Source organism: Streptomyces sp. NPDC094032, assembly GCF_040303965.1.
GTDB lineage: Bacteria > Actinomycetota > Actinomycetes > Streptomycetales > Streptomycetaceae > Streptomyces.
In genome coordinates this window covers 79,766-93,008 of the sequence record NZ_JBEOUE010000014.1, presented here as the reverse complement: position 1 = coordinate 93,008, position 13,243 = coordinate 79,766, and the positions used below count along the sequence as shown (strand labels likewise).

Annotated in this window: 12 protein-coding genes and 1 tRNA gene; 11 read left to right on the top strand and 2 right to left on the bottom strand. The window is 71.1% G+C overall.

Features of this window, described 5'->3' with window-relative positions:
• Positions 1-97: 97 nt before the first annotated feature.
• Positions 98-610 (top strand): YwqJ-related putative deaminase, encoded by a 513-nt coding sequence (locus ABTZ54_RS20875; RefSeq protein ID WP_351665287.1) that lies wholly within the window; start codon positions 98-100, stop codon positions 608-610.
• Between the two features lie 46 nt (positions 611-656).
• Entirely contained in the window at positions 657-1,148 is a 492-nt protein-coding gene (locus ABTZ54_RS20870; protein WP_351665285.1) for an SUKH-3 domain-containing protein, read from the top strand.
• 41 nt (positions 1,149-1,189) lie between these two features.
• On the opposite strand, the gene ABTZ54_RS20865 is transcribed toward ABTZ54_RS20870, so the two are convergent.
• The gene (locus ABTZ54_RS20865) at positions 1,190-2,539 is read right to left on the bottom strand and encodes a sensor histidine kinase (RefSeq protein WP_351665283.1); all 1,350 of its coding nucleotides are present in this window, start codon (positions 2,537-2,539) and stop codon (positions 1,190-1,192) included.
• A gap of 157 nt (positions 2,540-2,696) precedes the next feature.
• Here ABTZ54_RS20865 and ABTZ54_RS20860 point away from each other — a divergent pair.
• The 7 genes from ABTZ54_RS20860 to ABTZ54_RS20830 all read left to right on the top strand — a co-directional run bounded on the left by ABTZ54_RS20860 (position 2,697) and on the right by ABTZ54_RS20830 (position 8,456).
• Positions 2,697-2,768: transfer RNA gene (locus tag ABTZ54_RS20860), tRNA-Gln, on the top strand.
• A 111-nt stretch (positions 2,769-2,879) separates the two neighbouring features.
• On the top strand, positions 2,880-4,340 hold the full coding sequence (glmU, locus tag ABTZ54_RS20855; RefSeq protein ID WP_351665282.1) for a bifunctional UDP-N-acetylglucosamine diphosphorylase/glucosamine-1-phosphate N-acetyltransferase GlmU: 1,461 nt from the start codon (positions 2,880-2,882) through the stop codon (positions 4,338-4,340).
• A 118-nt stretch (positions 4,341-4,458) separates the two neighbouring features.
• On the top strand, positions 4,459-5,433 hold the full coding sequence (locus tag ABTZ54_RS20850) for a ribose-phosphate diphosphokinase (protein WP_351665269.1): 975 nt from the start codon (positions 4,459-4,461) through the stop codon (positions 5,431-5,433).
• 257 nt (positions 5,434-5,690) lie between these two features.
• On the top strand, positions 5,691-6,284 hold the full coding sequence (locus ABTZ54_RS20845; protein ID WP_351665267.1) for a 50S ribosomal protein L25/general stress protein Ctc: 594 nt from the start codon (positions 5,691-5,693) through the stop codon (positions 6,282-6,284).
• Between the two features lie 97 nt (positions 6,285-6,381).
• A complete protein-coding gene (gene pth / locus ABTZ54_RS20840; RefSeq protein ID WP_351665489.1) occupies positions 6,382-6,978 on the top strand; it encodes an aminoacyl-tRNA hydrolase in 597 nt (198 codons plus the stop codon).
• Between the two features lie 64 nt (positions 6,979-7,042).
• On the top strand, positions 7,043-7,486 hold the full coding sequence (locus ABTZ54_RS20835; RefSeq protein WP_351665265.1) for a hypothetical protein: 444 nt from the start codon (positions 7,043-7,045) through the stop codon (positions 7,484-7,486).
• A gap of 136 nt (positions 7,487-7,622) precedes the next feature.
• Complete coding sequence (locus ABTZ54_RS20830; RefSeq protein WP_351665263.1) at positions 7,623-8,456, top strand: LAVTG motif-containing sortase-dependent surface protein; 834 nt, start codon at positions 7,623-7,625, stop codon at positions 8,454-8,456.
• An 82-nt stretch (positions 8,457-8,538) separates the two neighbouring features.
• Here the strand turns inward: ABTZ54_RS20830 and ppc are convergent, their stop codons facing one another.
• Entirely contained in the window at positions 8,539-11,268 is a 2,730-nt protein-coding gene (gene ppc / locus ABTZ54_RS20825) for a phosphoenolpyruvate carboxylase (protein WP_351665261.1), read from the bottom strand.
• Positions 11,269-11,503: 235 nt separating this feature from the next.
• Between ppc and ABTZ54_RS20820 the strand changes: the two genes are divergently transcribed.
• Together ABTZ54_RS20820 and ABTZ54_RS20815 are read left to right on the top strand one after the other, a co-directional pair.
• Positions 11,504-12,493: an acyl-CoA desaturase gene (locus ABTZ54_RS20820; RefSeq protein WP_351665259.1), complete on the top strand. Its 990-nt coding sequence runs from the start codon at positions 11,504-11,506 to the stop codon at positions 12,491-12,493.
• Positions 12,493-13,197 carry a TetR family transcriptional regulator gene (locus ABTZ54_RS20815; RefSeq protein ID WP_502997289.1) on the top strand — a complete coding sequence of 235 codons (705 nt, stop codon included), beginning with the start codon at positions 12,493-12,495 and terminating at the stop codon, positions 13,195-13,197. The genes ABTZ54_RS20820 and ABTZ54_RS20815 overlap by 1 nt, the downstream gene beginning before the upstream one ends.
• Positions 13,198-13,243: the final 46 nt, after the last annotated feature.

Genomic DNA, 13,243 nt, shown 5'->3' with positions numbered 1-13,243 from the left:
GAAAGCACGTTTCCGCGCCCCCGCTTCCACATCCGGCACCGCGTTTGGCAGGCTGTTCCAGCAACTCGGGGGATTGCAGGAGGGGAAGAACAGCACCATGCACGCAAGCACCACACCGGCACCATCGCCCACACAGGGTGACCCACGCCTCAGTTGGGGCAGCGACGCCGACCACCAGCGCGCCCCTTCGCTGCGTCACCGCCGCGACGGAATCCTGCCCGCCGTCGGAGCGGCCCTGTCCGTCCGCGGCGAGACCCTCACCTGCACCGCCGCCCGCGGCGACCAGGCACCCGCACTCCATCCGCTCGTCCAGGACTTCCTCGACACCCTCACGAGCGGCCAGCGCGAACGCTTCACCGGACGCTGCCCGGAGGCGATCCTGCTCTCCCGGCACCTCACCGCCGCCGAGGGCACCCGCTCCAAGCGCGCCCAGCGCAAACCGCTCACCCAGAGCGAAGCGCGCCGCTCCCTCAAGCACGCCAAACTCACCGCGCGGCGGATCCGCGAGGACGGCGACCCCCTGCACGGCAGCTACGCCACACCCTGCCGCTCCTGTACGGCGATGCTGGCGCACTTCGGCGTCCGCCCCGTCGACCCGGCCCACGGCTGAACCCGTCCCCACCCGCCCCGCGGCGAGAACGGCTGAACCACACCCCATGCCCGACCTGAACAGCACCCGATTCCCGGTCAACGTCGACGCCGCCCTGCGCGAGGCCGGCTGGCAGCCCGGCCGCTGGGACATCAAGCTGGCCGAAGAATGGGCCGACACCCTGCGCGCCCACGCCACACCCGCCGGACACCGGCACAGCGTCTTCCCCGCCGCCGTCGAGGCCTGGGCCGAATTCGGCGGCCTGCACATCACCGCGCCGGGCCACGGGCGCCAGATAGCCCCCGCCGCCGTACGCTTCGACCCCCTCGCCGGCATCCACCTCGCCCGCACCCTCGGCGACCTCGGCCGCGCCCTCGACACCGAGCTCGCCCCGCTCGGCGAGGAGAGCGAGCACCGGGCGGTCCTCGCGATGGACGTCGAAGGACGCGTCTACAGCATCGACCACACCGGCGACTGGTACCTGGGCCGGGACATCGACGCGGCCCTGTCCACCCTCATCACGGGGACGCAGCCCACGCGGCTGGTGGCGGAGGGCTGAGGGCCGAGGGGCACGGACACCTCTTTAGAGAGCCCCGCTCTCTAAAGAGCCTCCCCCGCAGCCCCCGCCGCACCCGCCGCCACCGGCAGCACCGCGCTCACCCGGAAACCGCCCGCGTCCGTCGGACCCGACACGAACACCCCGCCCAGACCCGACACCCGCTCCCGCATCCCGACGAGCCCGTTCCCACCGCTCGGCAGATGCGCGTCGGCGGCCGTCGCGTCCGACGGGCCGTTCTCCACCTGCATCGCGACCTCGGCCGCGCGGTGCGCCAGACGCACCACGACCTCGGCGCCCGCCGCGTGCTTGTGCACGTTGGTCAGCGCCTCCTGGACCACCCGGTACGCCGTCTGCTCCACCTGCGCCCCGTACGCCCGGGGCTCGCCCATCACCACGAACTCGACGACGGCGCCCGCCTGCCGCGACTGCTCGACCAGCGTCTCCAGGGCGTCCAGGCACGGGCCGCCGTCCGCCGCGGCGGCCTCGGCGGCGGCAGCGGCGGCGCGGCCGACGGCCGCGAGCGGCAGCGCCGGGGAGGCCGTCGGGACCTCCTCGCGGAGCACCCCCAGCATCTCCCGCAGCTCCGTCAGCGCCTGCCGGCCCATGTCACCCACGAGCGCCGCGTTCCGTACGGCCTTCTGCGGGTCCTTCAAGGCCACCGCCTGCAACGCCGCCGCGTGCACCACCATCAGCGACACCCGGTGCGCCACCACGTCGTGCATCTCGCGCGCGATGCGCGTCCGCTCCTCCTGGCGCGCCCACTGGGCACGCTGCTCGGCCCGGTCAGCGAGCAGCGACAGCTCCTGCTCCAGGCTGTCGGCGCGCTCGCGCAGCGACTCCATGAGGCGGCGCCGGGCGCCTATGTAGAGGCCGAAGAGCACCGGCGGGGCGTTCAGGCCCAGGGTCATGAAGAGGGAGACGACCGGCACGTACCAGCCGCTGGGGTCGAAGTCCTGCTGGCTCACCTCGGCCTGGGCGACGTCCTGGCGGAGCCTGACCATCGTCACGATGTAGACGGCGACCGTGGACATGCCGGCGAGCGCGGCGGTGAAACGGCGGGGCACCTCGGAGGCGGCCAGCGAGTAGAGGCCGACGATGCCCATCAGGTAGCCCATCTCGGCGGGCGTGACGGCGATCGACACGAGCACGACGGTGATCGGCCAGCGGCGCCGCACGAGCAGCACGGACCCCACGATCAGGCCGAACAGCACCCCGACGGGCACCGGCAGCGACGCCTTCCCGGCGAAGCCGATCCCTTCGAGCCCGCACTCCAGCGCGGACACGACGGCCAGCGTCACATCCAGCACCACACTGCGCCGTCTCCCCCACCACCACCAGGTACGCACGGCGCGCGCGCCCACAGCGTCCCGGTCTGCCCCCGTTGTGGTCATGCCTCCCACCCTACGGGCGAGCACCAGCGAATTACCCACCCCCGCCGACGGCCGGAGCGGCGCGCTTTACCGTCGCATCGAGGGCTGGTGGTGCGGCATAGTAGGTGCCGTCGACTCGATCAGCACCACACGATGTCCGATTTGGTCGACTTAGCTATCCCCTGTGGTGTAATCGGCAGCACTGGGACCTTTGGAGTCCTATGTCCGGGTTCGAGTCCTGGCAGGGGAGCCGACGGAACGAGGGTCCCGACCGGTCAGGTCGGGACCCTTACTCATACCCCGCCCAGTACCCCCCGGTATCCTTCGGAAGTCCACCCACCCGAAGCCGAAGGGCATTCCCGTGAGCGCCAACCTCCCCCAAGCGATGGCCTCCGCCGTCGTCGTCCTCGCGGCGGGTGAGGGCACCCGCATGAAGTCGAAGACGCCCAAGGTCCTGCACGAGATCGCCGGGCGTTCGCTCGTCGGGCATGTCGTCTCCGCCGCCCGTGAGCTGGAGCCCGAGGATCTGATCGTGGTCGTCGGGCACGCCCGGGAGCGGGTCAAGGGGCATCTGGACGAGCGGTACGCGGGGACGCGGACCGCCGTGCAGGAGGAGCAGAACGGGACCGGGCACGCGGTGCGGACCGCGCTCGCGGAGCTCGGGCGGGCGCCCGAGGGGACCGTCGTCGTGGTCTGCGGCGACACCCCGCTGCTGTCCGGCGAGACGCTGCGCGCGCTCGCCGCGACGCACGCCTCGGACGGCAACGCCGTGACCGTGCTGACCGCCGAGGTCCCGGACGCGACCGGCTACGGGCGGATCGTGCGGGACGAGGCCACCGGCGCCGTGACCGCGATCGTGGAGCACAAGGACGCCTCCGACGCGCAGCGCGCGATCCGGGAGATCAACTCCGGGGTCTTCGCCTTCGACGGGACGCTGCTCGCGGACGCGCTGGGCAAGGTGCGGACGGACAACAGCCAGGGCGAGGAGTACCTGACCGATGTGCTGTCCATCCTGCGTGAGGCCGGGCACCGGGTGGGCGCTTCGGTCGCCGCCGACCACCGGGAGATCCTGGGGATCAACAACCGGGTGCAGCTGTCGGAGGCGCGCACGCTGCTGAACCGGCGGCTGCTTGAGCGGGCCATGCTCGCCGGCGTGACCGTGGTGGACCCGGGTTCGACGTTCGTGGACGTCACGGTGACGTTCGAGCCGGACGCGGTGGTGCTGCCGAACACGCTGCTGCTGGGCGCGACGCACGTCGGCGAGGACGCCGTGGTGGGTCCGAACACGCGCCTGACGGACACGACCGTGGCGAGCGGCGCGCGGGTGGACAACACCGTCGCCGACTCCGCCGTCGTCGGCGAGGGCGCGTCGGTGGGCCCCTTCGCGTACCTCCGTCCGGGGACGAAGCTGGGCGCGAAGGCGAAGGCCGGCACGTACGTCGAGATGAAGAACGCGGTGGTGGGCGAGGGCACGAAGGTCCCCCATCTGTCGTACGTGGGTGACGCGACCATCGGCGAGTACACGAACATCGGCGCGGCGAGCGTCTTCGTGAACTACGACGGCGAGGCGAAGCACCACACGACGATCGGTTCCCACTGCCGTACGGGTTCGGACAACATGTTTGTGGCACCCATCACGATCGGGGACGGGGCGTACACCGCCGCCGGGTCCGTGATCACGAAGGACGTGCCGCCGGGTTCGCTGGCCGTCGCCCGTGGCCAGCAGCGGAATATCGAGGGCTGGGTGGCCCGGAAGCGGCCCGGCAGCGCGGCCGCGCAGGCGGCTCAGGCCGCGTCGGAGAACTCTGTCGGCGAAAGCTGACCGGAAACGAGTACGCCGAACTCGGCGTACCGTGATACGTGCACACAAATTCGGCTGGTTCGCACACGCGCACGGGAGCGCGGGTCGCGGCCAGAGAAACCGTCGAGGAGACAGTGCTGTGACCGGGATCAAGACGACCGGCGAGAAGAAGCTGATGCTCTTCTCCGGCCGCGCCCACCCCGAGCTGGCCGAGGAGGTCGCACACCAGCTGGGTGTCGGCATCGTGCCGACCAAGGCTTTCGACTTCGCCAACGGTGAGATCTACGTCCGCTTCCAGGAGTCGGCCCGTGGCGCGGACTGCTTCCTGATCCAGAGCCACACGGCTCCGATCAACAAGTGGATCATGGAGCAGCTGATCATGATCGATGCTCTGAAGCGGGCCTCGGCCCGGAGCATCACCGTGATCGTGCCGTCCTACGGCTACGCCCGTCAGGACAAGAAGCACCGCGGCCGTGAGCCGATCTCGGCCCGTCTGGTCGCCGATCTGCTGAAGACCGCGGGTGCGGACCGGATCCTCACGGTCGACCTGCACACGGACCAGATCCAGGGCTTCTTCGACGGCCCGGTGGACCACCTGTCGGCGCTGCCGGTCCTCGCGGACTACGTGGGCGCGAAGGTCGACCGCTCGAAGCTGACGATCGTGTCCCCGGACGCCGGCCGCGTGCGCGTGGCGGACCGCTGGTGCGACCGCCTGGACGCGCCGCTGGCGATCGTCCACAAGCGGCGTGACAAGGACGTCGCCAACCAGGTGACCGTCCACGAGGTCGTCGGTGACGTCAAGGGCCGCGTGTGCGTCCTGGTGGACGACATGGTCGACACCGCGGGCACGATCTGCGCGGCCGCGGACGCCCTGTTCGCGCACGGCGCGGAGGACGTCATCGTGACGGCCACGCACGGCATCCTGTCGGGCCCGGCCGCCGATCGCCTGAAGAACTCCAAGGTCAGCGAGTTCGTCTTCACGGACACCCTGCCGGACCCGGGTTCGCTGGAGCTCGACAAGATCACGGTGCTGTCGATCGCGCCGACGATCGCGCGCGCGGTGCGTGAGGTGTTCGAGGACGGTTCGGTGACGAGCCTCTTCGAGGAGCACTGAGCCGTATAGCTCATAGGTTCGCGTAAGGGCCGTCTCCCTGGGGAGGCGGCCCTTACGCGTACCCCGCCGGAGAGCGGCCGGGGGTGATCCATTTGGGTGCCGGGTGCCCTGCCGTTAGACTGTCGTGGTTGCTCGGCGAGGGAGGCCGGATCCTGTGGATCCCGGCGGTCCGTTATCGACGCGCTCTTCGTAGCAGGCCATCGCCAGTCGTGGCCGGGTGACAGTCGCAACCGTCACCACCCATACGAGGAGTGCACATGTCCGAGGTCAAGATCGCCGCTACGCTCCGCTCGGAGTTCGGCAAGGGCGCCGCCCGCAAGATCCGTCGTGACGCCAAGGTTCCCGGTGTCCTCTACGGCCACGGCTCGGACCCGGTCCACGTGACCCTCCCGGCCCACGAGCTCCAGATGGCGCTGCGTACCCCGAACGTCCTGCTGTCCCTGGACATCGAGGGCCGCAACGAGCTGGCGATCCCGAAGGCCGCCCAGCGCGACCCGCTGAAGGGCTTCCTGGAGCACGTCGACCTGCTCCTCGTGAAGCGCGGCGAGAAGGTCACCGTCGAGGTTCCGGTCACCGCCGAGGGCGAGCTGGCCGCCGGTGGCAACCTGCTGGAGCACGTCCTGGGCACCCTCTCCGTCGAGGCCGAGGCCACCCGCCTCCCCGAGGCCGTCACGGTCTCCGTCGAGGGCCTGGAGGCCGGTGCCTCCGTCCTGGCGCAGGACATCGCCCTGCCCGCCGGCGTGACCCTGGTGACCGAGGGCGACGCCGTCGTCCTGCAGGTCCTGGCCGCGCAGGCCGAGGAGCCGGCCGCCGAGGGCGAGACCGAGGCCGCCGAGGGCGCCGAGGCCTGAGCCGTAGGCTCTGCTTGACGTGACGGGGTGACGGGCCGGGAACGGCCCGCCACCCCGTTTCTTTCTGTCTGTACGCATTCGAGGAGACGTGACGCAGATGACGGACGACGCGAACGCCCCCTGGCTGATCGTCGGCCTCGGCAATCCGGGCCCTGAGTACGAGCGCAACCGGCACAACGTGGGCTTCATGGTGGCCGACCTGCTGGCCGAGCGGATCGGCGGCAAGTTCAAGCGGGCGCAGAAGGCGCAGGCGCAGGTCGTGGAGGGCCGGATGGGCCCGCCCGGACCGGCCAACCGGCGGGTCGTGCTGGCGAAGCCGATGTCGTTCATGAACCTGTCGGGGGGTCCTGTGACGGCCCTGCGGGACTTCTACAAGGTGCCGACGGCGCACATCGTGGCGGTCCACGACGAGCTGGACATCGACTACGGGGTGCTGCGGCTGAAGATCGGCGGCGGCGACAACGGGCACAACGGCCTGAAGTCGATGACGAAGTCGATGGGCGCGGAGTACCACCGGCTGCGCTTCGGCATCGGGCGGCCGCCGGGCCGTATGCAGGTCGCGGACTTCGTCCTGAAGGACTTCTCGTCGACCGAGCGCAAGGAGCTGGACTACTTCGTGGACCGGGCGGCGGACGCGGTGGAGTGTCTGGTGACGGAGGGCCTGGAGCGGGCGCAGTCCGCGTACAACTCGTAGGACGGGTACGGCCCGTAGGCCGCCGGCGGCTCACCGTACGGGTACGACTGTACGATCGCGGGTCATGACGCTCGCCCGTAACGCCGCCATGGCCCTCGCCGTCCTGCTCCTGCTCGTCGCGGGCGCCTGGTCCTCCTGGGACACGGCCCAGCACGTACTGCTCGCGAAGGGGCGGGAGCACGGCACGCTGACGGTGACGGGGTGCACCGACGAGACGTGCAGCGGCCGTTACGTGCCGGACGACCCGGCCTCGGAGCTGCGGGCGGTGACGATCGCGCACTCGGTGGCCGCCGAGAAGGGCGACACCCTGCCGGTGGTGGTGAAGCCGGGGACGCGGGAGGCGGTCCGTACGGGCTGGGGCGGCGGGTTGCACGCGTGGCTGCCGCTGGGCGGGGCGCTGCTGCTGGCGGCGCCGCTGATCGGCGGCGGGATGCGGCTGCCGAGGACGGCGTGGTCGGTGGCGGGGGCGGGGGCGGCGCTGTTGCTGGCCGCATTCTTCGCGCTCTGACGATTTCGGACATGGTGGCGTGATCTCGCCGGGATCGTTATGAACCCTTGGGTTAAGGGTGACTTAAAGCTACGGATAGGCTGCCTCCGCCATCCCCCACGGCACATCCCTCATTCCCATAGATGGACGACTGCCCATGCGACGATCCCTCATACCCGCCGGCGCGCTTGTCGCCGCCATGGCAGGCTCCCTGGTCCTGGCGCCGAGCGCCTTCGCCAGCGGCAACCCGCACGGTGACAACGGCACCGTGAAGATCCACGACTCGAAGACCGGCGAGGAGCTCCGGAAGAACGAGCCGAAGGTCTGCTCGTTCTACCTGGACGCCTTCGGCTTCGACGCCGACCAGAAGGTCCAGTGGCACATCGAGGCCTGGGCCAACAACGAGCAGGACAAGGGCGTCACCGTCAAGGAGGGCACCATCGTCCTCGACGGTGACGGCCACGAGCGCACCGCGGACATGACCCTCCCGAACGGCCAGTACAAGCTGTTCTGGAACTTCGAGGGCGAGAACGGCCGCGCCAAGCAGAAGGTCTTCAAGACCGACTGCGAGCCCGGCGAGGAGAAGCCCGTCACCCCGGTCGTGCCCGGCCAGCCCACCCCGGACCAGCCCACCCCGGACCAGCCCGGCACCCCCGGCACCCCCGGCACGGGCACGGAGACCCCGGGCGTCGCCCCGTCCGGCACCCCGAGCACGGGCACCCCGTCCGGCACCCCGTCCGGCACGCCCTCCGGCACCCCGTCCACCGGCACCGAGACCCCGGGCTCCTCCGCGTCCCCGTCCGCCTCCGCCTCCACCCCCGGCGCCACCGCGGGCACCAACGGCACCGAGGGCACCGGCGGTTCCGGCGAGGGCAACCTGGCCACGACCGGCTCCAGCGCCCCGATCGGCATCCTCGCCGCCGTCGCCGCCGCCCTCGCGGGTGCCGGCGCCCTCCTGGTGATGCGCCGCCGCAAGGCCCAGCAGCACTGACACACCACGCCGTCATGACAGTGCCCCCGCGGGAATCCCGCGGGGGCACTGTCGTGTCCGGCTAGAGCAGGATCAGGGCGCGTCAGCCGGTGTTGCGCAGACCCGCCGCCACGCCGTTCACCGTGAGCAGGAGCGCGCGGGAGAGCAGCGGGTCCGGGTCCTCGCCGGCCGCGGCCGCGGCCCGCTGACGGGCCAGCAGGGCGACCTGGAGGTAGGAGATCGGGTCCAGGTAGGCGTCGCGGATGGCGAAGGTCTGCTGGAGCACCGGGTTGGAGTCGAGCAGCTTCTGGCCGCCCGTCACCTTGAGGACCTCGGCGACGGTGAGCGCGTGCTCGGCCTCGATGGTGTCGAAGACGTGCTTGAGCTCGTCCGGGACGAGGGTGTCGACGTAGTGGCGGGCGATCCGCAGGTCGGTCTTCGCCAGCGTCATCTCGACGTTGGAGAGGAAGTTGCGGAAGAAGTGCCAGCGCTCGTGCATCTCGCCGAGGACCGCTTCGAGGCCGGCCTCGCGCAGCGCCTTGAGGCCGGAGCCGACGCCGAACCAGCCCGGGACGATCTGGCGGGACTGGGTCCAGCCGAACACCCACGGGATGGCGCGGAGTCCGTCGAGCGAGACGCCGGAGCCGGGGCGACGGGCGGGCCGCGAGCCCAGGTGCAGGTCGGCGAGCTGGTCGACCGGGGTGGAGGCGAGGAAGTACGCCGGCAGACCGGGGTCCTCGACCAGCTTGCGGTACGCGGTGTGGGCGGCGTCCGAGACGGTGTCCATGGCCGCGTCCCAGCGGGCCAGCGACTCGTCGGACTGGCGCGGCGCGGTGTGCAGGGCGGAGGCCTGGAGCGTGGCGGCGACCGTGAGCTCCAGGTTCTCCCTGGCCAGCGACGGGATCAGGTACTTGTCGGAGATGACCTCGCCCTGCTCGGTCACCTTGATCTCGCCCTCCAGGGTGCCCCAGGGCTGGGCGAGGATCGCGTCGTGCGAGGGGCCGCCGCCGCGGCCGACGGTGCCGCCGCGGCCGTGGAAGAGGCGCAGCCGTACGCCGTAGCGGTGGGCGACGTCGCGCAGCCGGCGCTGGGCGCGGTGGATCTCCCACTGGGAGGTGGTGATGCCGCCGAACTTGGAGGAGTCCGAGTAGCCGAGCATGACCTCCTGGACGTCGCCGCGCAGCGAGACGAGGCGCCTGTAGGAGGGGTCGGCCAGCATGTCGTTGAGGATGACGTCGGCGGCCTTGAGCTCGTCGGTGGTCTCCAGGAGCGGCACGATGCCGATCTCGGCCCAGCCGGCGTGCAGGTCGATCAGGCCGGCCTCGCGGGCGAGGACGGTGGCGGCGAAGACGTCGTCGGCGCCCTGGCACATCGAGATGATGTAGGACTCGATGACCTCCGGGCCGAAGCGCTCGAAGGCCTCCTTGACGGTGTGGAAGACGCCGAGGGTCTTCTGTCCCGCCGCGTCGAGCGGGGCGGGCGTGGGCGCCAGCGGGCGGCGCGACCTGAGCTCCTTGGCGAGCAGCTTCTGCCGGTACTCGCGCGGCATGTCGGAGTAGCGCCAGGACTCCTCGCCGAGCCGGTCGAAGAGCTGGCCGAGGGCGTGGTGGTGGGCGTCGGCGTGCTCGCGTACGTCCATGGTGGCGAGCTGGAGGCCGAACGCGGACAGGGTGCGGATGGTGCGGTCCATCCGGCCGTCGGCGAACAGCCCGCCGCGGTGCTCGCGCAGCGAGGTCTGGATCAGGGTGAGGTCGCGCAGCAGCTCGGCGGTGCCGAGGTAGTCGCGGCCCTCGACGTGCGGGGTGCCGGTGGCGAGCCGCTCGCGGGTGTTGACCAGCTTCTGGCGGACGCAGGTGGCCTTGAGCCGGTAGGGCTCCTCGGCGTTGAGCCGCTTGTAGCGGGGGCTGATCTCCGGCAGGCGCTCCAGGTCGGCCTGGAGCGAGTCCAGGAGCTCCTGGGTGGCGCCGGTGTAGCGGATGGAGTTGGAGAGCAGTCCGCGCAGGTAGTCGACGAGTTCGAGGGCGTCTGTGATGCCGTGCTCGTGCTGGAGGATCAGCACGTCCCAGGTGACCTGCGGGGTCACGTTGGGGTTGCCGTCGCGGTCGCCGCCGATCCAGGTGCCGAAGGTGAGCGGGCGGGTGCCGGCGGGCAGTTCGAAGCCGACCCGGTCCAGCTCGGCGGCGAGGTCCTCCAGGACGTCGCCGACGGCGTTGGCGTGCAGCTCGTCGAGGTAGTAGATGGCGTTACGGGCCTCGTCGGCGGGCTCGGGCCGGACCACCCGGAGCTCGTCGGTCTGCCAGATGAGGTCGATGTTCTCGGCGAGCCGCAGGTCGTGGCGGCGCCGGTCGGCCTCGATGACCGGGGTCTCCAGGAGCACGGCGATGCGCCGCAGCTTGTTGAGGACCGAGCGGCGGGCGGCCTCGGTGGGGTGGGCGGTGAAGACCGGCCGTACGTTGAGGTTCTTGATCGTCTCGCGTACGTGGGCGGGGTCGCCGTCCTTGAGCATGTCGGCCGTACGGGCGAGCAGCCCGCCCTCGGCGGCACGCTTCTCGCGCATCTCGCGGCCGCGGTGCACCTGCTCGGTGACGTTGGCCAGGTGGAAGTAGGTGGAGAAGGCGCGCACCAGGCGGGCGGCGGTCTCCAGCTCGACGCCGCGCAGCAGCTCGGCGGCGGCCTCGCCGTCCTCGCGGGTGAGGCGGCGGACCTTCTCGACGAGGTCCAGGAGCTCCGGGCCCTCCTGGCGGACGAGCGTCTCGCCCAGCAGGTCGCCCAGTCGGCGGATGTCGGAGCGCAGCTCGGCGCTGGCTGTGGAGGTCTGGTCGGCACTGCTCACAGGTGCGGCTCCTTGCAGTGTTTGAGCACGTCTGGAGGGGTACTGGAGGCTTGCGGACCGCGCTGTCCGACGCACCCAGGATAGGTGTCCGTTCCGGCGGCACGGGCAACGCCCCGGCTTAGGCACTCTTGCCGCGCGCCGACGCGCTGCCATACTTACGTCGCCGTAGGTTACGGGACCGTAGCCTCGGCTTCTTCTCGTACCCGCTCTCCCTCTCAGCCCCCAGGGGACACCCATGACCATCAGCCCCGAGGTGACCTCGGAATCCGCTGCCGAGGTGCGCGGAACCGCCCCGGACCTGCCGTCCGCCACGCTGGGCGGTGACAGCAAGCGTTCGATCGAGCAGATCACGCTGCTGCTGTTCATCACGGTGCCGTTCCTGGCCGTGCTCGCGGCGGTCCCGCTGGCCTGGGGCTGGGGGGTGAGCTGGCTGGATCTGGGGCTCATGACGGCGATGTACTTCATCGGCTGCCACGGCATCACGATCGGCTTCCACCGCTACTTCACGCACGGCTCGTTCAAGGCGAAGCGCCCGCTGCGGATCGCGCTGGCGATCATGGGTTCGCTGGCGGTCGAGGGGCCGCTGGTGCGCTGGGTGGCGGACCACCGCAAGCACCACAAGTTCTCGGACGCGGAGGGCGACCCGCACTCGCCGTGGCGCTTCGGGGAGACCGTACCGGCCCTGATGAAGGGGCTGTGGTGGGCGCACATCGGCTGGATGTTCGACGAGGAGCAGACGCCGCAGCACACGTACGCGCCCGATCTGATCAAGGACCGGGTGATCCGGGGCATCTCCCGCCAGTTCGTGTTCTGGACCGTCGTGTCGCTGGCGATCCCGCCGCTGGTGGGCGGTCTGGTGACGATGTCGTGGTGGGGCGCGTTCACGGCGTTCTTCTGGGGCTCCCTGGTCCGGGTGGCGCTGCTGCACCACGTCACCTGGTCGATCAACTCGATCTGCCACGCGGTGGGCAAGCGCCCCTTCAAGTCGCGGGACCGCTCGGGCAACGTGTGGTGGCTCGCGGTGCTGTCCTGCGGCGAGTCCTGGCACAACCTGCACCACGCCGACCCGACCTCGGCCCGGCACGGCGTCCTCAAGGGCCAGGTGGACTCCAGCGCGCGGCTGATCCGCTGGTTCGAGCAGCTGGGCTGGGCGCACGACGTGCGCTGGCCGGCGGCGGCCCGCATCGAAGCCCGGCGCCAGAGCGCGCCCGCCGACGCGGCATGATGGAAGACGTGGCGATCCCCAGCAATACAGGCAGTACAGGCAGCACAGGCAGGACCGGCAGTACGGGTGAACCGAAGCCCCGGCGCGGCCGCCGGGTGCGGATGACGGGTGCGGAGCGCCGGGAGCAGCTCCTCGACATCGGGCGCACGCTGTTCGCGGAGAAGGGCTTCGAGGGCACGTCGGTGGAGGAGATCGCGGCGAAGGCCGGGGTCTCCAAGCCGGTGGTGTACGAGCACTTCGGCGGCAAGGAGGGCCTGTACGCGGTCGTGGTGGACCGGGAGATGCGTCAGCTCCTGGACATGGTGACCGGGGCGCTGACCGCGGGCCACCCGCGCGAGCTGCTCGAACAGGCGGCGTTCGCCCTGCTGGACTACATCGAGCGCTACACGGACGGCTTCCGGATCCTGGTCCGCGACTCGCCGGTGGCCCAGTCGACGGGCACCTTCGCCTCGCTGATCAGCGACATCGCCACGCAGGTGGAGGACATCCTGGGTCTGGAGTTCAAGACCCGCGGCTTCGACCCGAAGCTGGCCCCGCTGTACGCGCAGGCGCTGGTGGGCATGGTGGCGCTGACCGGCCAGTGGTGGCTGGACGTCCGCAAGCCGAAGAAGGCGGAGGTCGCGGCGCATCTGGTGAACCTGGCCTGGCACGGCCTGGACGGCATGGAGCAGAAGCCGCGCCTGATCGGGCACCGCAAGAACTGACGGCCGCGGAGGCCGGGGACGGGGGCGTCGCGCGCGAGCGGCGCCC

What these genes read in the sequence shown, in the direction of transcription:
- ABTZ54_RS20865 (WP_351665283.1), bottom strand. Translation starts at nt 2,539, where the DNA reads ATGACCACAACGGGGGCAGACCGGGACGCTGTGGGCGCGCGCGCCGTG.
- ABTZ54_RS20835 (WP_351665265.1), top strand. Translation starts at nt 7,043, where the DNA reads ATGACGCTCGCCCGTAACGCCGCCATGGCCCTCGCCGTCCTGCTCCTG.
- ABTZ54_RS20815 (WP_502997289.1), top strand. Translation starts at nt 12,493, where the DNA reads ATGGAAGACGTGGCGATCCCCAGCAATACAGGCAGTACAGGCAGCACA.
- ABTZ54_RS20875 (WP_351665287.1), top strand. Translation starts at nt 98, where the DNA reads ATGCACGCAAGCACCACACCGGCACCATCGCCCACACAGGGTGACCCA.
- ABTZ54_RS20845 (WP_351665267.1), top strand. Translation starts at nt 5,691, where the DNA reads ATGTCCGAGGTCAAGATCGCCGCTACGCTCCGCTCGGAGTTCGGCAAG.
- ABTZ54_RS20820 (WP_351665259.1), top strand. Translation starts at nt 11,504, where the DNA reads ATGACCATCAGCCCCGAGGTGACCTCGGAATCCGCTGCCGAGGTGCGC.
- ABTZ54_RS20830 (WP_351665263.1), top strand. Translation starts at nt 7,623, where the DNA reads ATGCGACGATCCCTCATACCCGCCGGCGCGCTTGTCGCCGCCATGGCA.
- ABTZ54_RS20870 (WP_351665285.1), top strand. Translation starts at nt 657, where the DNA reads ATGCCCGACCTGAACAGCACCCGATTCCCGGTCAACGTCGACGCCGCC.
- pth (WP_351665489.1), top strand. Translation starts at nt 6,382, where the DNA reads ATGACGGACGACGCGAACGCCCCCTGGCTGATCGTCGGCCTCGGCAAT.